The organism is Myxococcus stipitatus DSM 14675 (genome assembly GCF_000331735.1).
Classification (GTDB): Bacteria; Myxococcota; Myxococcia; order Myxococcales; family Myxococcaceae; genus Myxococcus; species Myxococcus stipitatus.
In genome coordinates, this window is record NC_020126.1 from 8,071,632 (window position 1) to 8,092,214 (window position 20,583).

The following is a 20,583-nucleotide window of genomic DNA, read 5'->3' on the forward strand; positions in this document are numbered from 1 at the left end:
TTCCTGGCCATGGCGGGTGGCCATATCCAGGAGAATGGGCACTCCATAGAGTGAGGCACATGCGCGACGCACCAGACCTCCCGGCACTGGATGGCACTCGAGCCCCTCTGCTCGTGGTGGGTGCGTCCTTCCTCGTGCAACGACCCCTGGTGATTGGCCCGCTGGTAGTGCTGACAGTGGGACTGCTCCACGCCTCAGGAGCCCCGAGGGAACAGACACTCACGCTGCTGCTGGGCGCAGTGGTGATGTTCGGTGTCTTCCTTGTCGAGGCGCTGCGCTTCCGAACGCGCCCTGTTTCCGAGCGGTATCTGTCGGGCTCGTTGCTCTTCACTGGGGTCGGCATCACCGTGGTCTGCGGGTTGACGGGCGGAGTGCGCAGTCCCCTGCTCTCGCTCCTCTTCGTGCCTTCCGTCGTAGCCTCCGCCACCTTCGGGCGCTCCTGGAGAAGTGCGTTCGCGATGGGGACGCTCCTGACGAGCCTGGGGGGACTGTTTCTCTGGTCCTCCTCCTTTCCCCCCATCGAATCCCCCTGGGTGGAGGCGATGACGGTCTGCGCCGTGGGAGCCTGCACGCTGCTGCTCCATCAGGGAGTCTCGGGGCTGACGAGGGCCTCCCCGGACACCACGCGACAGCTCGACGTGGCTCGCCAGGAATCGCGCGAAGCCACGGAGCTGCGGGCACACACTCCGACGCCCGTGGATGAAAAGGGCGTCTCGGGGCAGACGACGCCCGACGCGGACACCTCGCGACAGCTCGACATGTCCCGCCAGGAACCGCGCGACGCCACGGAGCTGCGAGCACATTCTCCGACGCCCGTGGATGAACCGCGCGTCTCGGGGCTGACGACGCCCGACGCGGACACCTCGCGACAGCTCGACATGCCACGCCAGGAATCGCGCGAAGCCACGAAGCCACTCGCGCGCACGCCCATGCCCGTGGATGAAAAGGTGGCGCGCGACATCGAGAACCGATTGGCCTCGGTACGTACGTACGTGGAGGTCGCCGCCGAGACATCCCGCAGCTCGCGCGTACGCCAACGACTGAGCATGGTGATGCGCGAAGTCACACAGCTCGACGACATCCTTCGGAACTCCCTGGGCCTCTCACGTCCCAAGATGGAGCCACGTCGTGAGAACATCGACATCCAGCAACTGCTCCTACGGACCTCGATGGAGTTGGAGTCCCGAGCGCGGGCACGTGATGTGGTGGTGTCCACGAACGGCCCTCCGCTCTTGGCGAACGTCGACCCGAGGCGGCTCGAAGAAGCCCTCTTCAACTTGCTGGCCAATGCCGTGGGGGCTTGCGCGCACGGAGCCGAGATCGAGGCCCACGCGAACCGGGAAGCCGACGGCGTGAGCATCCTCATCGGCGACGGAGGCCACGACATGCCTCCGAGACTCGGTGGGCGGGCGAGCACGCCCTTCTTCACGATGCAAGAACAGGCCACGGGCCTGGGCGTGACCCTGGCCAGGAGCGTGGCTCGAGAACACGGAGGTTCGCTCACGTTCGAGCGCGCCCCCGGACGTGGCATGCGGGCGAAGCTCTGGCTGCCGGGTGCGTGAGCCATCCAGAGCGAGACAGAGCCCCCTATCGAGGGGAATCCAGCGGCAACCCGTCCGCGATGGCACGACGCCTTGGACCCACGCGGGGCCCGCTGAAACTGGGACCTCTAACTTTCCTCCATTCCGGAATGCGTGACGCCTCCGTGTCCGAAGGGCAGACGGGCGAGGAGGACTGTGCCCTTGTCAGCGCGCGAGCCGTGCCATAAGCCCGAGGCATGTCGCAGCCCCTGGACGCCCCGCCTCCGACGCCCATCACTGACCGCCGCAAGCGCCTGCTCGTCCTGGGTGCGCTCTGGCTGGTCGTGGCCGCGGCCCTGGTGACGTTCCGCTCGGTGGTGATGCCGTTCGCCGGAGCGGCGCTCATCGCCTACCTGGTGCAGCCCCTGGTCGCGCGAATCACCCGGGTGAAGGTCGCCGGGCGCGCCGTGCCTCGGTGGGTCGCCATCCTGCTCATCTACGCGGGCTTCTTCGTCGGCGTGTATCTCTTCATCGTCGCCCTCGTGCCCCAGCTCTACCGGGAGATGGCGCGCGTCAGCCGTGATGTCGTGACGCTGGCCAACACGCTGACACCCGAGCAGATGGAGGTGCTCGCGCAGCGCGGGGAGACCTGGCTCAGCGAGCACGGCATCCCCGTGGCGCTCTCCAACCGCGCGCTGGAGGGCGCGGATGCGGCCGGCAATGGCCACTTCAACCTGGCGCTCGACCTGGAGAAGCTCCTGGGCGACGCGGTGAAGCGCGCCTCGTCGCTGGTGCAGGAGAACCTGGGCGACATCGTCAACGTGTCGCGAAGCATCGTCGCCAGCGTGGCCGCGGGCGTCTTCATGATGTTCTTCATCATGATGGTGGCGGCCTTCTTCTCCATCGACAGTCAGGCCATCGGCCAGTACTGCGCCACCCTCGTCCCGCCCGAGTACGCGCGCGACGCGCGGCAGCTCGCCGAGCGCATCGACCGCTCACTCTCCGGCGTCGTGCGAGGTCAGGTCACCATCTGCGTCGTCAACGGCGCGCTGACCTTCGTGGGCCTGCTGCTCTTCGGGGTGAAGTTCGCCTTCCTGCTGGCGACCATCGCCACGTTCTTCAGCCTCATCCCCATCTTCGGCACCATCCTCAGCTCGGTGCCCATCGTCCTCATCGCGCTGGCGGACGGCTTCCAGAAGGGCGTGGCCATCCTGCTGTGGATCATCGGCATCCACGCGGTGGAGGCCTACTTCCTCAACCCCAAGATCATGGGGCAGGCCGCGCGCATCCACCCGGTCATCGTCGCCTTCTCCCTCATCGCGGGCGAGCGGCTCTTCGGCCTGATGGGCGCGCTCTTCGCGGTCCCCGTCACGGCCATGCTCGTGGCGTGCTTCGACTACGCCCGCCTCAAGGCCCAGGCCCAGTCCGTGGTGTCACTCCCCGCTCCGGAGGCAATCCCCGCCTCCAACGCCAGCGGGACGGCGCCTCCCGCGGCGTGACGTAGAGGCCCGGAGGCCCCGTGCGTCACCGGCACGCGGCGGAGCAGCGAGCGCCCCGGCAGAAGGGAACGCAGCGGCCGCAGTCGATGGTGCCGTCCGGACACTCCCCCGTGCAGGGGGCGATGCCGCAAGTCGGCCGCTCCTCCACGTGGGTGACAGCGGTCCCCAGCCCGCAGCAGGCGTTGGGGACACAATCGTCATCTGAGTAACAGGTGCGATTGGAGAGCACTGGGGGCGTGTCCTCCCCCAGGCCATCCGGGTCCACGTCACATCCCCACCCAGCTCCGAGTGCCACTCCCACGACCAGGGAGAACGTACGGACAAGCGCGAGGCGGGACATGGACCCTCCTTATGGCCAGTGCATGTGGCCTATCGGTTCATCGAGCCGAGGAAGTCGGCGTTCGAAGCCGTCGGACGCATGTGTTTAAGCACGAACTCCATGGCGTCAATGGGGGTGAACGGGTGGAGCACCTGCCGCAGCGCGGTGATGCGCACCAGGTCGCCCGGCGACAGGAGCAGCTCTTCCTTGCGCGTACCGGACTTGTTGATGTCCAGCGTCGGGAAGATGCGCTTCTCCATCAGCTTGCGGTCCAGGACGATTTCGGAGTTACCCGTGCCCTTGAACTCCTCGAAGATGACCTCGTCCATGCGGCTGCCGGTGTCGATGAGCGCGGTGCCGATGATGGTCAGCGACCCGCCCTCCTCGATGTTGCGCGCGGCGCCGAAGAAGCGCTTGGGCTTGTGCAGCGCGTTGGCGTCCACACCGCCGGAGAGAATCTTTCCGGAGGCCGGCACCACCGTGTTGTAGGCGCGCGCCAGACGCGTAATCGAGTCCAGCAGGATGCAGACGTCGTACTTCTGCTCGACCAGGCGCTTGGCCTTGTCGATGACCATCTCCGCGACCTGCACGTGGCGCGTGGCGGGCTCGTCGAAGGTGGAGGACACCACCTCGCCGCGCACGCTGCGCTCCATGTCCGTCACTTCCTCGGGGCGCTCGTCGACGAGCAGCACGATGAGGTAGACGTCCGGGTGGTTGCGGCTGATGGCGTGCGCGATGTTCTGCAGGAGCACCGTCTTGCCGGCCTTGGGCGGCGCCACGATGAGGCAGCGCTGTCCCAGACCGATGGGGCAGAACATGTCGATGATGCGCGTCGTCATCTCCGACGACTCATGCTCCAGCTTGAGCTTGCGCGTCGGGTAGAGCGGCGTGAGGTTGTCGAACAGGATGCGCTCGCGCGCCGCGTCCGACATCGGGTCCGTGAAGTTGACCTTGTCCACCTTCTGGAGCGCGAAGAAGCGCTCGCCCTCGCGGGGCTGGCGGATGGGGCCCGTCACCGTGTCGCCGGGCCGCAGGTTGAAGCGGCGCACCTGCGACGGGGACACGTAGATGTCGTCCGGGCTGGGCTGGTAGTCGCTGTCCGCGCTGCGCAGGAAGCCGAAGCCGTCGCTGAGCAGCTCCATCACGCCTTCGGCGTGGACCTCGAAGCGCTTGTCCGCGATGCCGCCGAGGAGCGCGAAGATGAGGTCCTGCTTCTTCAGACCCTGGTAGCCCTCGATGCCCACGTCGTGGGCCATCTTGGACAGGTCCGTGATCTTCATCCGCTTCAGGTCATTGAGCTTGATGACCTGCATCGGGGCGCCATCGCGGCTCACCTCGGTGATGGCGGGGGCCTCGGGGGCCTCCGGCGCGGCCGGCAGGGACGCGGCCGGCGACGTGTCCTCACCGGAGATGCGCGCCTCCTGGAGGTCGTCATCCCGGACGGGACGCGAGATGGGCGTCAGCACCGGACGGGGGGGCTCGGCGCTCGCCTCGGCGGACTCCGGCTCGGCCTCTGCCCCCAGGTCCTCGTCGCGCCGGGTCCGGCGTGAGCGGGTCGGCTTCTCGTTTTCTTCCCTATCGGCGGTCTTCGCCGCCGCGCGCTTGCGACGGGGCTTGTCGTCGGCCTCGACGGGTGCGGCGACGTCGGCGGCCTTCTCTCTCGAAGTACGGGCTTTGCGCATGTCTGGAACGCTTGGGGAGGTGTGGGGTGCCCGAGGATTCGGGCGCTCGATTGCCGGGGAGGTGTCCGCACGGCCTCGGAGGCACCTTCCGGAGGCGGCCCTACCGGAATCCCCGAGGGGGGACTGCGCGGGTGAGGGCCGGTGGTTTGGGGAAGAGATGGCGCCGTCGAAAATCCTGCGCCAATGAACCGCGCGGGGACGTTATTGACCCCCTCCTGGCCTGTCAAGGCATCTTGCAGCCTTTGGCGCGGACTCTTCCTGATGAGCAACATGAGCCCAGGGCCGGACAATTCCCACCCGCCGCGGTACGGCTTGCGGCCCTGGGGTCCACGACCCGCCGGGTTGCTTCGCGGCCCGTGGACCCGCCGCTCGCGACGCGTCGAGGCACGCCGCCCCCGTCCCCGCATGGAAACCCCGGAGGTGGGCTGGACCAGGCACTCACGCACCGCGTGATGACGCACCTACGTACCAGGGCGTGTGCCCGCGGCGGCGGCCAACGTGTCGAGACAGGAGTCGAGACATGTCGGGGGGACGCTCTAGATTGCGCGGCACTGGATGCGCCCTCGCAGGGGGCGATTTGGGGTAAGGACGCGCACCGTGGACGACTTCAAGACCGCCGAAGCCCGAGCCCGCGAGCTCCGCCGTGAGCTGGCCCACCACAACCACCGCTACTACGTGCTCGACTCGCCGGAGATCAGCGACGCGCAATACGACACGCTGATGCGCGAGCTGCAGGCGCTGGAGGAGAAGCACCCCAGCCTGCTGACGCCGGACTCCCCCACCCAGCGCGTGGGAGGCAAGGCCGCCGACGAGTTCGGCGAGGTGGTCCACCGCGCGCCCATGCTCTCGCTGGCCAACATCTTCAACGACGAGGGGCTCGGCGAGTTCGACGAGCGCGTGCGCAAGCTGCTCGGCGTGCCCTCCGTCACGTACGTGTGCGAGCCCAAGCTGGATGGCCTGGCCATCGCCCTGCGCTACGAGAAGGGCGTCTTCGTCCAGGGCGCCACTCGCGGCGACGGCACCACCGGCGAGGACGTCACGGGCAACATCCGCACCATCCGCAGCCTGCCCATGGAGCTGTTCCCCCTCGACGACACGCCCGTGCCGGCGCTGCTCGAGGTGCGCGGCGAGGTCTTCATCCGCAAGGCGGACTTCAAGAAGCTCAACGACAAGCGCGAGGAGGAAGGCGAGCCGCTCTTCGCAAACCCTCGCAACGCGGCGGCGGGAAGCCTGCGCCAATTGGACCCGAAGGAGACGGCCGCACGCCCCCTCTCCGTCTACCTGTACGAGTGCCTCGCCACCGAGGGCGTGCCCGCGTTCAAGTCCCACACCGAGAAGCTGGGGTACTTGAAGGCCCTGGGCCTGCCCACCAACCAGGCCGTGCGCGCGGAGGGCATCGACGGCGTCCGCCAGTCCTATGACAACTCCTTGAAGGGCCGGCACGAGCTGCCCTTCGAGGTCGATGGCATGGTGGTGAAGGTGGACGACGAGGACCAGCGCAAGCGGCTGGGCCAGGTCTCCAAGAGCCCCCGCTGGGCGGTGGCCTACAAGTTCCCGCCGGAGGAGGAGTCCACGGAGGTGCTGGACATCGGCATCCAGGTGGGCCGCACCGGCGCGCTGACGCCCGTGGCGCACCTGAAGCCCGTCAAGGTGGGCGGCGTCACGGTGGCGCGCGCCACGCTGCACAACGAAGACGAGCTGCGCCGCAAGGACGTGCGCAAGGGCGACACCGTCTTCGTGCGCCGCGCCGGAGACGTGATTCCGGAGATTGTCTCCACGGTGCTCTCCAAGCGGCCCCCGGACTCCCAGCCCTTCGAGTTCCCCAAGCACTGCCCCGTCTGCGGCGCGGTCGCCACGAAGGACGAGGACGGCGCCGTCATCCGCTGCACGGGCGCGTCCTGCCCCGCGCAGCTGGTGGAGAAGATCCGCCACTTCGCCAGCCGCCTCGCGATGGACATCGAGGGCCTGGGCGACAAGCTGGCTTCGCAGCTGGTGGCCACCGGCACCGTGAAGACGTTCGCGGACCTGTACGGCATCACCAAGCAGAAGCTCCTCACCCTCGAGCGCATGGGCGACAAGAGCGCGGACAACCTGCTGGAGTCCCTGGAGCGCTCCAAGGGCACCACCCAGCGCCGCTTCCTCTACGCGTTGGGCATCCGCCACGTGGGGGACGCCACCGCCAAGGCCCTGGCGGAGGCCTTCCCGAAGGCGAGCGAGCTCTTCACCGCGTCGCTGGAGGACATCTCCCGCGTCAAGGACGTGGGCCCCGTCATGGCCCAGGTCATCCACACCTTCTTCCAGGAGCCCCAGAACCGGGAGGCCATCCTCGCCCTGCTCAACGCCGGGGTCTCCCCCGCCCCGCCCCAGGTGGCCACGGGGGGGCCGTTTGTCGGCAAGACGGTGGTGCTCACCGGCTCGATGACAGGTATGACGCGGGAACAGGCCAAGGAGGAAGTGGAGCGGCGTGGCGGGAAGGTGGCCGGAAGTGTCTCGCGCAAGACCGATTTCGTGGTGGCCGGGGAGGATGCCGGCAGCAAGCTGAAGAAGGCGCAGGAACTCGGAGTAAGAATCCTGGACGAGCAGGCGTTCCTGCAGCTGTTGCAGCCGGACGCCAGAGGGTGAGGCATTCGTTCCATGAGCGGCACGCGGCGGGTGACGCTGCTCATCCAGGGCAAGGTGCAGGGCGTCTTCTTCCGGGAGAGCGCCCGCATCGAGGCGACACGCCTGGGCCTTGCCGGCTGGGTGCGCAACCGCTCGGACGGCGCCGTGGAGGCCGTGGTGGAAGGTGAGCCGGGAATGCTGGAGGAGTTCATCCGCTGGAGCCACCGAGGTCCGTCCCAGGCGCGCGTCGACAGCGTCGGGCGCACGGACAGCGAGGCCACCGGCGAGTACAGTCACTTCATCGTGGAGCGCACATCATGACGCCGTACGCGCTGGCGTCCCTGCCCGCCATGCTCGGCATCCGGGCCGGGTCCAAGGTGTCCGTCATCAACCCCCCGCGCGGCTTCGTGCAGAAGCTCAACCCACTGCCTGACGGCGTGGAGTTCCTCATCACCGCGCAGACGGGGCTGGACGTCATCCTCTTCTTCTCCCAGGACGCCAAGGAGCTCGTGCAGCGGCTGCCCGCACTCGCGCGCGCCATGGCCCTGACGGGCGGCATCTGGGTCTGCTGGCCCGGCGGTGAGGGCATCAAGACGAGCCTCTCCGAGGACTTCGTCCGTCAGGCCGCGCTGGATATCGGCCTGGTCGACAACAAGATTTGCATCATCGACTCCACCTGGACGGGCCTGCGGCTGGTGCGCCGTCCGCGCGGGAGGCTGGACAAGCCCGAGGGCCGCAAGCAGGCCCCCGCCCAGGCCTGAAAGACCTGCCAAGGAGGCAAGCGGCTTCTGCCCGGCAGTGGATGGAAGCCGTTTCTCGGCTTTACACGTGTGGCGGGGCCATGGAAAACTCCCCGTGTTTCTGGGCGCTTGTGTGACGCTCCGCATTGGCGAAGGTCACGCCCAGTCGTGAATTTTTGACGGGTTGCGTTCCCGGATACCTCCGGGCGCGTCGGCTGCGCCAGGGCTCCAAGTCGCCCCCCCAAGGTAACCCACTGAAGGGTACCGACCGGGTGTGGAAGGAGGGAGCGGGCGGCACGCGCGTGGTGGAGGACCTCGAACGCTGTTTAGAAGACAAGGCTCCGCCCGGCAGGGTGCCGGTCACAAAGCGGAGCGATTGAACTCGGAGGAGCAGGCGGTGGTCCCCTTGGCCCTCGACAGCGTGACGCGAGCCGTCCCCGGACAGACCGGGAAGGCCGTCCTGACTGGAGGGCCTCCGGAGGCCGCCTCTCCTTTCGCAGCGTGCTCGGAGGCGCGGCGTCGTGCCGCCGCCCGTCCGGTAATGAAGTCCGCCCTACCGCGCGCGCGTCCAGGATTCGTCCATGAGCAGCATCCTCGTCATCAACGCCGCGGGTCGCGAGACGCGTGTGGCGCTCGTCGAGAGCGGGCACATCGCGGAGTTCTATCTCGAGCGTAAGAAGGACAAGGGCGTCGTTGGCAACATCTACAAAGGCCGCGTGGTCCGGGTGCTCCCCGGCATGCAGGCGGCTTTCGTGGACATCGGCCTGGAGAAGGCCGCGTTCCTCTACGTCAGCGATGTCGTCTACGACCCGGACTTCGCCCGGGCCCAGTTCGAACTGACCGAAGGCGAGCACGAGGACGCGCCCGACGTCCCCGACGAGTCGGAGGCGGAGGCCGCGGAGGCCGCTGCCCGGCACGCGGGGCCGGGCGTGGACGTGGAGGCGGAAGCCGAGGAGCTCGCGGGCGAGTCCCAGGCCCACCTCACCGAGTCCCTGCCGCGCGACACCCTCCTGGAGCTGGCGGCGAACGCGCCCTCCATCGACGTGCCTCCCTCCGTGGAGCCCCAGGCCACGGCCGTCTCGGGTGAGTCGGAGGCGGCCACCGCGGTGGCCGTCGCGGAGGTGACGTCCATCACGGTCGAAGGCACCGAGACCGTGGTGTCCGCGGCCGTCGAGACCACCTCCGTGGCCGTCGTGGTGACGGACGTGACGCCGTCGTCCGAGGCTCCCGCCGAGGCCGTCGTGGCGTCCACGCCGGAGGCCGGGCCGCTCTCCACCGAGGAGGCCGCCGCCGCGTTGGCGGTGGCGATGCTGCCTCCCGAGCCGCCTCCGCACGCGGCCACCGCGCTGAGCGCAATCATCCCCACCCCGGGGAGCGAGGAAGGCGCCGTGCAGGTGGCGCGTCCCGCCGAGGTCTCGGGTGAGCGCCGCACGCCGCGTGAGGCCCGTGAGGCTCGCGAGCCCCGGGGCCGGGAGAAGGACAAGGGCCGGCACAAGCAGGACGAGAAGCGCCGGGACAAGCGCGACGACGACAAGGAGAAGGTCAAGCCGCGTCGGACGGACAAGATCGAGGACTTGCTGAAGGTGGGCCAGGAGGTGGTGGTCCAGATTTCCAAGGACCCCATCGGCACGAAGGGCGCGCGCCTCACCTCGCACATCTCGATTCCGGGCCGTCAGCTCGTGTTCATGCCCACGGTGGACCACGTGGGCATCAGCCGCCGCATCTCCAACGAGAAGGAGCGCCGCCGGCTGCGCGAAATCGTGGACCGTCTGCGTCCGCCCGGCACGGGCTTCATCGTGCGCACGGTGGCGGAGAACGTTCCGCAGGAGAAGTTGGAGAGCGACATCCGGTTCCTCATCGAGGTGTGGAACCAGGTGGTGCGCAAGAACGAGAAGAAGGGCGGGCCGGGACTGCTGCACCCGGACCTGGACCTCATCCTGCGCGCCACGCGCGACCTGTTCGCGCATGACGTGGAGAAGCTCGTCGTCGATGACCGCGAGGAGTACGAGCGCATCCTGGGGTTCGTCACCGCGCAGGACCCGGCGCTGAGAGACCGCGTGGCGCTGCACGAGGGTGATGACACCGTGTTCGATGCGTACGGCATCGAGCAGGAGCTGCAGCGGGCCACCCAGCGCAAGGTGTGGCTGAAGAGCGGCGGCTACCTCATCATCGACCAGGCCGAGGCGCTCACGGCCATCGACGTCAACTCGGGGCGGTACGTCGGCAAGAAGAGCCTCGAGGAGACCATCACCAAGATCAACGTCGAGGCGGCCAAGGAGATTGTCTACCAGCTCCGGCTGCGCAACATCGGCGGCATCATCATCTGCGACTTCATCGACATGGAGAAGGCGCAGAACCGGGACAAGGTCTTCAAGGCGCTGCAGGAGGCGCTGGGTCGAGACAAGGCGAAGACGAACGTGCTGCGCATCTCCGAGCTGGGCCTCGTGGAGATGACGCGCAAGCGCGTGCGTGAGTCCATCGGCCGCGTGTTGCACGAGGACTGCCCGTACTGCGACGGCAACGGCTTCGTGAAGACGGCCACCACGGTGGCGTACGAGATCTTCCGCGAGATTCGCCGGGAGGCGCCGGGCTACAAGGACTCGACGCTGGTCATCAACTGCAACGCGGAGGTCGCGCGCCTGCTCCAGGGCGAGGAGCGCAACGAGCTGCGGCACTTGATGGACCGGTACAACAAGTCCATCCAGGTCAAGGCGCAGCAGAACTACCACCGCGAGCAGTACGACATCTACGGACGGTCGGCGACGGGCCCCGAGCACAAGGTGGCCTCGTCCCCGGGCTCAGGTGACGGCGAGTTGGCGATGCAGCAGCGCAAGCCGGACAGCGGCGGTGGCTTCGGGCGCCAGGACCAGAATCGCCGGAGCGGTGGGCGAGACCGGGACAGGGAGCGCGGCGGAGAGCGCCGGGATGACCGCCGTGACGGTCGGCGTCCTGACCGTGGCGGAGACCGGCCTCGCGGTGACCGGGGCGGCGAGCGCGGTGAGAACCGGGGCGAGCGCGGTGACCGGGGCGGTGAGCGCGGTGAGAACCGTGGCGGTGAGCGCGGTGAGAACCGAGGCGAGCGTGGTGACCGGGGCGGTGAGCGCGGTGAGCACCGGGGCGAGCGTGGCGAGAACCGAGGCGAGCGCGGTGAGCGCGGCGAGAACCGAGGTGAGCGCGGCGAGAACCGAGGCGAGCGCGGTGACCGGGGTGAACGCGGTGACCGTGGCGGCGAGCGCGGTGAGCGTGGTGAGAACCGGGGCGAGCGCGGTGACCGGGGTGAACGCGGTGACCGTGGCGGCGAGCGCGGTGACCGGGGTGAACGCGGTGGTGAGCGTCGCGGTGAGCGCGGCGGCGGCCACGGTTCGTCAGGTGGCAACGGTGGCGGCAACGAGGGTGGCGGAAGTTCAGCGCCCCCTTCGTCAGGCCAGGGCGGCTCGGAGCCTTCGGGCGGCACGACCTGAGTTGTGCCGGTGGGGCGGGCGCTGAGCGACAAGCCCGCCCCATCTCGAACACAGAAGTCCCCGAGTGGCGCGGGCCTCCACGGCCCCGCCCTCAGGGCAGCGCAACGCCAGGCACGCGCAAAGGCTGGCAACCCACGTGTGTGTCCCTACCCGATGAGCTGGCATGAAGAGGGCCATGTCGGGAGGTGTGCCCAGACCGCGCCTTGTTGTCCCCGAGGTGGCTGGCCCAGGAAGCCTGTGATTGGTTAGCCTCCCGCTTCCATGTCGCGGAGCGTCGTCAGCCCTTCTTTGTCTCGGATGACTCCCATCGCCCCCCTACTCCCGGCACGTCGCCAGTCCTTCCTCGTGCAGTCTGGGGCGAGGGCTCGCGCGAGTTGGGGCGGCTGAGGCTCACCGTGGCCCTGACTCCCTCTTCGTGGCTGCGGACCATGCGCGACCAGCTCTTCGCGTGGCTCATGCGCGCCTGGACCCCTCTCGAGGGGACGCAGCTGGGCCGCTTCGCCACGGACACGCTGCTCGCCGCACGGACCGTGGCCCAGGGATTCCGAGGCGAGAACCTTCGACTTCGCGCCGCCGCCCTCACCTACATCAGCATGTTCTCGCTGGTGCCCCTGCTGACGGTGGGCCTGGTCCTCCTGAACGCCTTCCACCAGGACCGCTTCAAGGAGCGCCTGCGCTTCATCGTTCGCGAGCTCCTCGCCCCGGGGGTCCAGGAGAAGTCAGCCGCACTGCTGAACCAGCTCCTCGAGCAGAGCAACTCGGTGGCCATCGGCAGCGTCGGCTTCCTGGCCATCCTGCTGTCCGCGGGGTCCCTGCTCCGCCACATCGACGGGGCCGTGAACGAGCTGTGGGGCATCCGGCGTCAGCGCCCCTGGGGAACACGGCTGCTCATCTACGCGGGCCTGTTGCTCCTGGGCCCCATCTTCCTGGCTGCATCGCTGACCGGAACCCGCGCTGTGCGGGGGGTGCTGCAGAACCTGCCCTTCCCAGGAACCTTCATCGCCATCGGCACCACGCTCGTCGCCGTGGTGGGGCTGACCCTGCTGTACTTCTGGACGCCCTATGCCCATGTCCGCATCCGCTCGGCGCTCGCGGGAGGGCTCGTCGCGGGACTCGGGTGGATGCTGGCCAAGTCCCTCTACGGCGAGTTCGCCGCGCGCAGCTTCCGCTACAACCTTGTCTACGCCTCGCTGAGCGCCCTGCCCCTCTTCCTCGCGTGGGTCTACGTCAGCTGGCTCGTGCTCCTCTTCGGGGCCCGACTTGCCTATGCCGTCGAACACACCGCCTTCCGGGACTCGCTCTTCGCCTTCGGCACCCACCCTCGGGCCTACGAGCTGGTGGCCTCCCGTATCGCCCAGGAGACCACGCTGACGTGGGTGGATGGAGGCCTGGCCCCCACTCCTCGGGAGCTCGCGACGAGGCTCCGAGTCCCCGAGTCCCTGGTCCATGAAGTGGTCGACCGCATGGAGACCGCGGGGCTGTTGGAGCGCCAGCGGAAGGGGGGGCTGCGCCCCGCACGGGACCCGGCGACCCTCACCCTGGCGGACACGACCCTGGCGGTACATGGGGTGATGATTTCCGGCGGAGTCGAGACCTGGAATGGCCCCCGGGCCTCGGGCTTCGAGCAGGTCGAGCCCTTCTTCCAGGAAGCGGACTGTCTTGGCATCGAGCGCCTGCGTCGGACCCGCTGGACCGATCTGGCGGCGGCCCTGCGGCCCGGGCCAGCCGTGGCTGTCCTCCAGCCACCGTCCAAGGTGGCCGAAGGCCGAAATCCATAAAGTTTCTAAGTGGTTGGGAGTCCACCCAGCTTGCAGTGGCAGCGCGTTCTGTTATGTTTTCCTGATTCGACCACGGGCCAGAGTGCCCTGTTTCCAAGGGGTCACCGGGTTTGCGGGAGCGTCCGATGCTCAAGTCCGATCTGATCAACATCCTCGTGGCCAAGCGGGGCGTGACGCAGAAGCAGGCTGAGGCCACCATCGAGACGATTTTCGAGTCGATGAAGGATGCCCTCTGTCGCGGCGAGAACATCGAGATTCGCGGCCTGGGCGCCTTCCACGTGAAGAACTACCAGGGCTACCAGGGGCGCAACCCCAAGACGGGTGTGGTCATCCCCGTGAAGCCCAAGCGGGGCCTGCTCTTCCGCACGGGCAAGGAACTGAGGGACCGGGTCAACCGCCCCGCCCCCCAGCAGGCCCAGAGTGAGCTGCCCTCTCCCGAGTCCAAGAGCCCCGGCAGCACGGGCACGGGCCTCTAGGCAGGCCGTTCAGGCCCCCGTCGGAACAGGCGACAGCCTTCCGATGGGACGAATCTGGAGGGCGCCGTCCAGCTCCCCATAGGTGAGCACGGCGACTTCCGGAAAAGCCCCCTCGCAGAGTCTGCGCAGAGACCGGCGGACATCGGGGGCGGTGAGCAGCACGGCCTTCCCGTCCGTGGCCACCTGTCGGACACCTTCCAGGATTTCCGCCACACGCTCCGGGTCTGGCGCGGGCCCTCGCGGCCCCGTGGACCGGAGGATCTCCTCGACCTCCGGATCCACGAGGTACGCATACAGGGGCCCAGTGGGCGCGAACTTGTGGCTCAGGTAGCGGCGCAGCGCCTGACGGCAGCGCTCGGCGAGTGCCGTGGCGTCTCCCTCCGTGGACGGAGCCACGAGCGCCTCCAGGATGCCGCGCAGGTCCCGGATGCTGACGCCTTCCTGCAACAGCTTGCGGAGCACGTCCGTGAGCAGCGGCAGCGGCACCTTCTGCAGCGCCTCCTTCACCAGCATGGGCGCGCGAGGCGCCAGGCCATCCAGCAAGGCTTGAACATCCTGGAGCCCCAGCAGGTCCGCGGCCCGGGCACGGAGAACCCAGCGCAAGTGCTCGGCGAGCAGCTCCTCGGGGCGCAGGACCTGGACCTGCGCGAGCTCCACCGGGCCTCGGCCCGCCTCGGGGATGCGACTGATGGTCCTTCTCGTCCACGGCTCCACCGCGGACTCGGCCTTCACCGGGAGGAAGGCCAGCTCGTCGGGAGGCGCCATCGCGTAGAGCGCCCCCGACGTGAGCTGCCCCTCCCCTGCGGGAACCTCATCCACCAGGATGCGGTACTCGCCAGAGGCAAGGTACGCAGCCTGGGTCCGCACGCGAATACCGGGGATGCGCACCCCCAGCTCGAAGTACAGCTCATCCCGCACGGCATTCAGCGTCTTGTGCACGAACGCCCCCGCTGAGGCCTGCGCCAACGCCGTCAGGTCCGGCGCGAGGTCCAGCGTGAGAGGCGACACCCCCACGGGCGCCGCCGCGCTTTCTGGAGGCGCCCCCTCCTTCGCCGTCGCTCCCACCTTCTCTCCCGAGGAGCCCTCCGCCTCGCGCACCGGCCGCGCGCGGGAAGCCCCTCGCTGCAGGACACGGCCCAGGCCCACCAGCCCCGCCGCCAACAGGAGGAAGGTCATGTGCGGCATGCCCGGCATCAGCGCCAGCGCGACACACAGTCCCGCGACGACATAGAGCGTCCGGGCGTCCCCGAAGAACTGCGAGCCAATCTCCGACCCCAGGGAGTCCTCTTCCCGCTCCGAGGCCACCCGCGTGACGACCAGTCCGGCGGCCACCGTGATGCACAGCGATGGGACCTGGGACACAAGCCCATCGCCGATAGCGATGAGCGCGAAGGTCGACGCGGCTTCCGCGAGCGACATGCCGCCCTGCAGCACACCGATGAGCGAGCCCCCCAGCAGGTTCACCGCGACGATGACCAGACCCGCGATGACATCGCCCTTCACGAACTTCATCGCGCCATCCATCGCACCAAACATCTGCGACTCACGCTCCAGGTCCCTCCGCCGCTTCCGAGCCTGAGCCTGGTCGATGGCCCCCGCCCTCAAGTCCGCATCGATGGACATCTGCTTTCCCGGCATCGCGTCCAGCGTGAAGCGGGCGGACACCTCCGCGACCCGCTCCGCGCCCTTCGCGACCACCAGGAACTGCACCAACGAAAGGATGGCGAACACGACCCCGCCCACCACGTAGTCACCCTGGACGACGAACTCGCCGAACGCCTGGATGACCTCCCCCGCGTGCCCTTCCGCCAGCGCCAGCCGCGTGGAGGACACGTTGAGCGCGAGCCTGAACAACGTCGTGAACAACAACAACGAAGGGAAGGACGTCACCTTCAACGCATCCTTCGCTCGCAGCGCCGCCACCAGCAGCGCGACCGCCGCCGCCAGGTTCACCGCCAGACCCACGTCCAGCAGCCAGGACGGCAGCGGGATGATGAGCGCCCCCAGCACCGCCGCAACCGCCACCGCCAGCACGAGGTCGGACGAACTCCGGACCTTCGACCACCACTCCATCAGCATCTTCATGACGTCTGTCTCCGGAGAGAGTCCCCCACGTCCCGCTCATCCATCGCCGTGCGGAGGACCACCGCCGCGGCCTCGTACAGCTCCTCGGGGATGGGCTCCCCGACGTCGTAGTGGATGAGGCTCCTCGCCAATGGGACATCCCGGACCACCGGGATGCCGAGCCGCCGCGCCTCTTCACGCAGCATCAGCGCGTCCTCTTCTCGCGCCTTCGCGACGAGATAAGGCGCCTCGCACTCCCCTGCGTCGTAACGAAGGGCCACCGCCAGATGCGTGGGATTCACGACCACGGCCGTGGCCCTTTGCACTCCACGTGCCGGACCACCTTGTGCAAGCTGCCGATGCATGGCCTTGCGCTGGCCCTTGTGGCGAGGGTCCCCCTCGCTCTCCTTGTGTTCGCGCTTGAGCTCCTCGCGGCTCATCATCAGCTCGCGCAGATGGCTCCGCCTGGCGAGCGCGTAGTCCCCCAATCCCAGCACCAACAGCACCCACGCCGCCCGGTAGACCACCTCCCCCAATCGCTCCAGCAGGAACCAGAGCCCCGTGTCCTCCGCGAGCAAGGCCGTACGAAGGGCATCCGCGCCCATCGCCTCCACCTCTCTCCACACGAGCGTCCCCACCACCGTCACCGCGACCAACGCCTTGACCAGCTCCCACCAAGGCTTCGTGCTGAAGATGCGCTTGAACCCAGCGGCCATGCTGACCCGCTCCCACTTCGGCGCGAGGTGACCTGGATTCATCTCGAAACCCACCGTGGCCAGGGAGACCACGAGCGACGCGACGAAGGCTCCTCCCAGCACCGGGGTGCACAGGCGCACGAGAAGCCCCAGCCCCTCTTCCAAGGCGCCCTCGAGCTGTTGCTCCAGGAACAGGCGGGCCGTCCACTCCTGGAGTCGCGCCCACATCCCATCGAAGCCCCAGGCGAATCCCAGCAGTCCCCCCAGCGTCACCGCACACGAGGACAGCAACCGGCTGCGAGGAATCTGCCCTTTGCGACGTGCCTCACGCAGCCTCTTCGCGGAGGGCTGTTCCGTCTTCTCGCCACTCATCGGCCCAACGTCCCCAACAGGGAAAGCGCGCCGTCTGTCGCCAGCACTCCCGCCAGCAATCGCTCACAGAGCAAGCCAATCCCCAGCCACAGCACCACCCCGCCCCCCAGGATTCGCAAGGGCGCCCCCAACTCCTGCAAGTTCATCTGCGGCGCCGCGCGGGAGGCCAACGCCAGGAAGCAGTCCACCGCCAACGTGGCGGCCGCCATCGGCGCCCCCACCGCCAACCCCGTGGCCAGTGCACCTCCCGCGAGCGTGACGACATGCATCGCCGCGGCCTCCGACGGAACGAAGGCCCCCAACTTCACCACGGCGAACCCGCGTATCAGCGACCCGAAGATCCACGGCGCCACCGCCCCCGTCATCGCGAGCCCGACCAGCAGGTGATAGAGCCCCTCGCCCGAGGCCGACTCCCGGCTCCCCGCCCATGGCAGACTCGCTTCAGCCGATGTTCCTCTCAGGAGGTCGATGAACCGGCCTCCCATGCGCGCCGCGTCGAACGGCAGGGCCGCGACCAGCCCCACCGAGACGCCATAGAGCAGCTCCCGCAGAACCCAGCCCCCCAACGCCAGCGCGGACGTCACGGGCGTGGCCAGTCCAATCCCTCCCTCCACTCGCAGGAACAGCGACAGCGACAGCACCAACCCCAGGCGCACGGTCATCGGTGTCGCCTGCCCTCCCAGGAGCGGACACAGGAAGGCCACGGGCAAGAGCCGCGCCGAGCACAGCGCCACCGCGACGGCATCCGGCCCCAGCGCCTCCAGTTGGGCGCGAACCAGCTCCAGGTTCACGCCGACACCTCGGAGATGAGCAACAGGAGCTGATGCGTGAAGCGCGTGAGCTGCGCGGCAATCCACGGGCCCGACAGGACCAACGCGACCACCGTCGCGCACAGCTTCGGCACCACGGACAAGGTGCTCTCCTGAAGCTGGGTCGTCGCCTGGAACAGGCTCGACAGGAACCCCACCAACAGGCTCGCGCCAATGGGCGGCAAGGACGCCAGGACCATCAACAGCAAAGCCTCACGCCCCAGCGTCAACAACACGTCCTGAGTCATCACGTCACCGGTATCCCAGGATGAGGCCCCGCGCGAGCAGCGACCAACCATCCACCGCCACGAAGAGGAGTATCTTGAAAGGCAGACTCACCTGACTCGGCGACAACGTCTGCATGCCCAACGCCAGCAGCACATTGGCGATGACCATGTCGAGCACCAGGAACGGAAGGAAGACGAGAAAGCCAATCTGAAAAGCCTCCTTCAGCTCGGTGATGACAAACGCGGGAATGACCACGAACAGGTCCGTCTCGCTCACCGTGTCCGCTTCCTCGGGCGGGCGAAGCTCACGCGCCAGGTCCACGAAACGAGCCCGCTCCTCGGCGCTGCCGTGCTTCACCAGGAAGGTCCTCAAGGGCTCGGCCACCTTCGCCGCCGACTCGAGAATCTTCGTACCGGAGCCCGTCTCCATCTCCTGATACGCAAGCTGCCCCGCGTCGTACATCCGCTCCATCACCGACGCCATGATGTGCCCCGTCAGCACCACCGCCAGCCCCGTCAACACCACCGTGGGGGGCGCCTGCTGCGTCCCCATCGCCGAGCGCGCCAATGACAACACCACGGCGATCTTCGAGAAGCTCGTCAACATCAACACCGCGAACGGCAGCAGGGACATCAACGCCAGCATCCCCATCATCGCCAGCGGACTTCCCGCGTAGGACTGCTGGCCCAGCGGCCCCTCCAACGCCGCCACCGCCAAGGGCCAGGTCATCCCCCCACTCATGACCGCATCCCCTTCCGCGAACCCCGACCCGGGCGAGGCCGACGCGCCTGGGCCAGCGGCCTGGGGATGAGCTCCGCCGACGCTTGCAGTGGATGCACCTCCGCGAATGCATCCCCGAACGCCACCAGGAACCCTCGCCCCTCGACCTCCACCAGCGCGAGGCCACAGCGAGGTGAGAGCCCCTCGCGCGAGATGACTCGCATCCGCTCTGCCCGCACCTCCCGGGGCTTCGCGGCACCTCGTTGAAACCACCACCATCCCAGGCCGCAGAGCGCTCCCACCACCAGGAGCCACCGCGCCGTGGCCACCATCGACACGCCCCCAACGGGTCCCAACAAGGCCAGCCCCAACACGAGCAGCGTCGCGACCTGGAGCCGCGCACGGGGCGAGGACGAAGACAACCGGCTCCGCATGAGCTCACTCATGGCAGCAAAGCCAGGACACGGGCACCCACCTCGCCCTCGAGGTCCACCAGCTCGGCGCGAGCCACCACCCGGTCCCCCACTCGCAACAACACCGGCTCACTCGCATTGATGTGCAGCGGCAGGAGGGCTCCGGGCTTCAATGCCGCCAGCTCCGACAGCGGCACCAGCACCCGCGTCAGCTCCACCTCCACGTCCACCGGAAGCGGCGGAATGCTCTCGCCGCGGTCATTCACAACCGACATGTTCGACTCCTGGAATCGCGCGCGGACCTGCGCGCGGGTCAGCGAAAAGCCCTCGGGCTGGAACGCACCGATGAGCGTGAAGCCACGGGCCACCAGCCGCCCGTCACCCAGCAAGTACGCACCCTCGCGGCGCACCCCCTCGAAGACGACGACATCCCCCACCGTCAGCGCATCCACCGCATCGGCGGACAGCGGCGTCTGCCCCAAGAGGCATCGCAACTCGAGCGAGGCGGCGAGCACTTCCGGTGAGGACTCCGTGCGCCGCTCCACCGAAAAGCCCTGCAACGCTGCCTGAAGCACCGGCCCTGGAAGCAACAGCCGCCCTCCCCCGCGCACACTCCCCACCGTCACATCCAGCTCCACGCCCACCCACGGCTGATGCTCACGCAGCCGGGCCAGGACTTCCTCGCCGCGCATCGTCACCGCCGACAGCCGAGGCGCCAGCACGGGGTAGAGCTCCGACCTGGCGCGCACCGCGGAGAGCGCCACCAACAGCAGATACGCCAGCGTTGCCTCCTCCAACCGGGCCAGCTCCGTCACCATCCCTGGCTTTCCAGCCGAGCCCGCGATGCGCTCCAGCGCGGAGACCGCCAGCACGGGCTCCAGCTCCAACACCGCCACACTCCCCACCGCCGACAACTCCAACAGGACGAAGACCGCCGGGCGCATCGGGCCTCGCGCGGAGGGAATCACCGCCTCCAGCAGCCGGGCCTCCGCCTTCACGGCACACCCCAGCTCACGGCTCAGCGCGGAACAGATGTCAGCCAGTGCCTCGCGCCCCAAGGCCGCCACACGGGGCCGCTCCGCGAGAGCGAGGTGCGCCCGGCTCATCCGGCGGGTCCCCAGACGGCGCAGCCGGTCTGGCACACGAGAAGTCGCGGGTTCAGTGTCTTGATTCATCGGGGACTCAACGGCGGCAAGAGGTGACACC

At 68.5% G+C, this 20,583-nt stretch carries 16 protein-coding genes; 8 read left to right on the forward strand and 8 right to left on the reverse strand.

The genetic code is table 11. The annotated features are described in order from the left end of the window. The first annotated feature begins 59 nt into the window (after positions 1 to 59). Complete coding sequence (locus tag MYSTI_RS41120) at positions 60 to 1,562, forward strand: sensor histidine kinase (RefSeq protein ID WP_015351753.1); 1,503 nt, start codon at positions 60 to 62, stop codon at positions 1,560 to 1,562. Positions 1,563 to 1,777: 215 nt separating this feature from the next. After that, on the forward strand, positions 1,778 to 3,019 hold the full coding sequence (locus MYSTI_RS30915) for an AI-2E family transporter (RefSeq protein ID WP_015351754.1): 1,242 nt from the start codon (positions 1,778 to 1,780) through the stop codon (positions 3,017 to 3,019). 369 nt (positions 3,020 to 3,388) lie between these two features. Here the strand turns inward: MYSTI_RS30915 and rho are convergent, their stop codons facing one another. Continuing rightward, positions 3,389 to 5,020, reverse strand: coding sequence for a transcription termination factor Rho (gene rho / locus MYSTI_RS30920; protein WP_015351756.1), 1,632 nt, complete (start codon positions 5,018 to 5,020; stop codon positions 3,389 to 3,391). 597 nt (positions 5,021 to 5,617) lie between these two features. Between rho and ligA the strand changes: the two genes are divergently transcribed. The 6 genes from ligA (at position 5,618) to MYSTI_RS30950 (ending at position 14,076) form a co-directional block, all read left to right on the forward strand. Next, the gene (ligA, locus tag MYSTI_RS30925; protein ID WP_015351757.1) at positions 5,618 to 7,642 is read left to right on the forward strand and encodes an NAD-dependent DNA ligase LigA; all 2,025 of its coding nucleotides are present in this window, start codon (positions 5,618 to 5,620) and stop codon (positions 7,640 to 7,642) included. A gap of 12 nt (positions 7,643 to 7,654) precedes the next feature. Beyond that, positions 7,655 to 7,942, forward strand: coding sequence for an acylphosphatase (locus MYSTI_RS30930; protein WP_015351758.1), 288 nt, complete (start codon positions 7,655 to 7,657; stop codon positions 7,940 to 7,942). Next, a complete protein-coding gene (locus tag MYSTI_RS30935; protein WP_015351759.1) occupies positions 7,939 to 8,382 on the forward strand; it encodes a DUF3052 family protein in 444 nt (147 codons plus the stop codon). The genes MYSTI_RS30930 and MYSTI_RS30935 overlap by 4 nt, the downstream gene beginning before the upstream one ends. Positions 8,383 to 8,942: 560 nt before the next feature. Then, positions 8,943 to 11,822: an Rne/Rng family ribonuclease gene (locus tag MYSTI_RS30940; RefSeq protein WP_015351760.1), complete on the forward strand. Its 2,880-nt coding sequence runs from the start codon at positions 8,943 to 8,945 to the stop codon at positions 11,820 to 11,822. A 428-nt stretch (positions 11,823 to 12,250) separates the two neighbouring features. Next, entirely contained in the window at positions 12,251 to 13,600 is a 1,350-nt protein-coding gene (locus MYSTI_RS30945; protein WP_015351761.1) for a YhjD/YihY/BrkB family envelope integrity protein, read from the forward strand. A gap of 125 nt (positions 13,601 to 13,725) precedes the next feature. Further along, complete coding sequence (locus MYSTI_RS30950; RefSeq protein WP_015351762.1) at positions 13,726 to 14,076, forward strand: HU family DNA-binding protein; 351 nt, start codon at positions 13,726 to 13,728, stop codon at positions 14,074 to 14,076. Positions 14,077 to 14,085: 9 nt separating this feature from the next. Here MYSTI_RS30950 and MYSTI_RS30955 read toward each other — a convergent pair whose 3' ends face one another. Genes MYSTI_RS30955 through sctQ form a run of 7 tightly spaced genes read right to left on the reverse strand, consistent with a single transcriptional unit; the run spans position 14,086 to position 20,552 of the window. Next, positions 14,086 to 16,161, reverse strand: coding sequence for a flagellar biosynthesis protein FlhA (locus MYSTI_RS30955; protein WP_015351763.1), 2,076 nt, complete (start codon positions 16,159 to 16,161; stop codon positions 14,086 to 14,088). Then, a complete protein-coding gene (locus MYSTI_RS30960; protein WP_015351764.1) occupies positions 16,158 to 17,207 on the reverse strand; it encodes an EscU/YscU/HrcU family type III secretion system export apparatus switch protein in 1,050 nt (349 codons plus the stop codon). Before MYSTI_RS30960 ends, MYSTI_RS30955 begins: the two co-directional genes overlap by 4 nt. Further along, a complete protein-coding gene (locus MYSTI_RS30965; protein WP_015351765.1) occupies positions 17,204 to 17,998 on the reverse strand; it encodes an EscT/YscT/HrcT family type III secretion system export apparatus protein in 795 nt (264 codons plus the stop codon). The genes MYSTI_RS30960 and MYSTI_RS30965 overlap by 4 nt, the downstream gene beginning before the upstream one ends. Continuing rightward, positions 17,995 to 18,264 carry a flagellar biosynthetic protein FliQ gene (locus tag MYSTI_RS30970; RefSeq protein ID WP_015351766.1) on the reverse strand — a complete coding sequence of 90 codons (270 nt, stop codon included), beginning with the start codon at positions 18,262 to 18,264 and terminating at the stop codon, positions 17,995 to 17,997. Before MYSTI_RS30970 ends, MYSTI_RS30965 begins: the two co-directional genes overlap by 4 nt. A 4-nt stretch (positions 18,265 to 18,268) precedes the next feature. Then, positions 18,269 to 18,973 (reverse strand): type III secretion system export apparatus subunit SctR, encoded by a 705-nt coding sequence (gene sctR, locus MYSTI_RS30975; protein WP_233278013.1) that lies wholly within the window; start codon positions 18,971 to 18,973, stop codon positions 18,269 to 18,271. 8 nt (positions 18,974 to 18,981) lie between these two features. Continuing rightward, positions 18,982 to 19,410 (reverse strand): hypothetical protein, encoded by a 429-nt coding sequence (locus MYSTI_RS30980; protein ID WP_044281741.1) that lies wholly within the window; start codon positions 19,408 to 19,410, stop codon positions 18,982 to 18,984. After that, complete coding sequence (gene sctQ / locus MYSTI_RS30985; protein ID WP_086009857.1) at positions 19,407 to 20,552, reverse strand: type III secretion system cytoplasmic ring protein SctQ; 1,146 nt, start codon at positions 20,550 to 20,552, stop codon at positions 19,407 to 19,409. Before sctQ ends, MYSTI_RS30980 begins: the two co-directional genes overlap by 4 nt. Between the last annotated feature and the right edge of the window lie 31 nt (positions 20,553 to 20,583).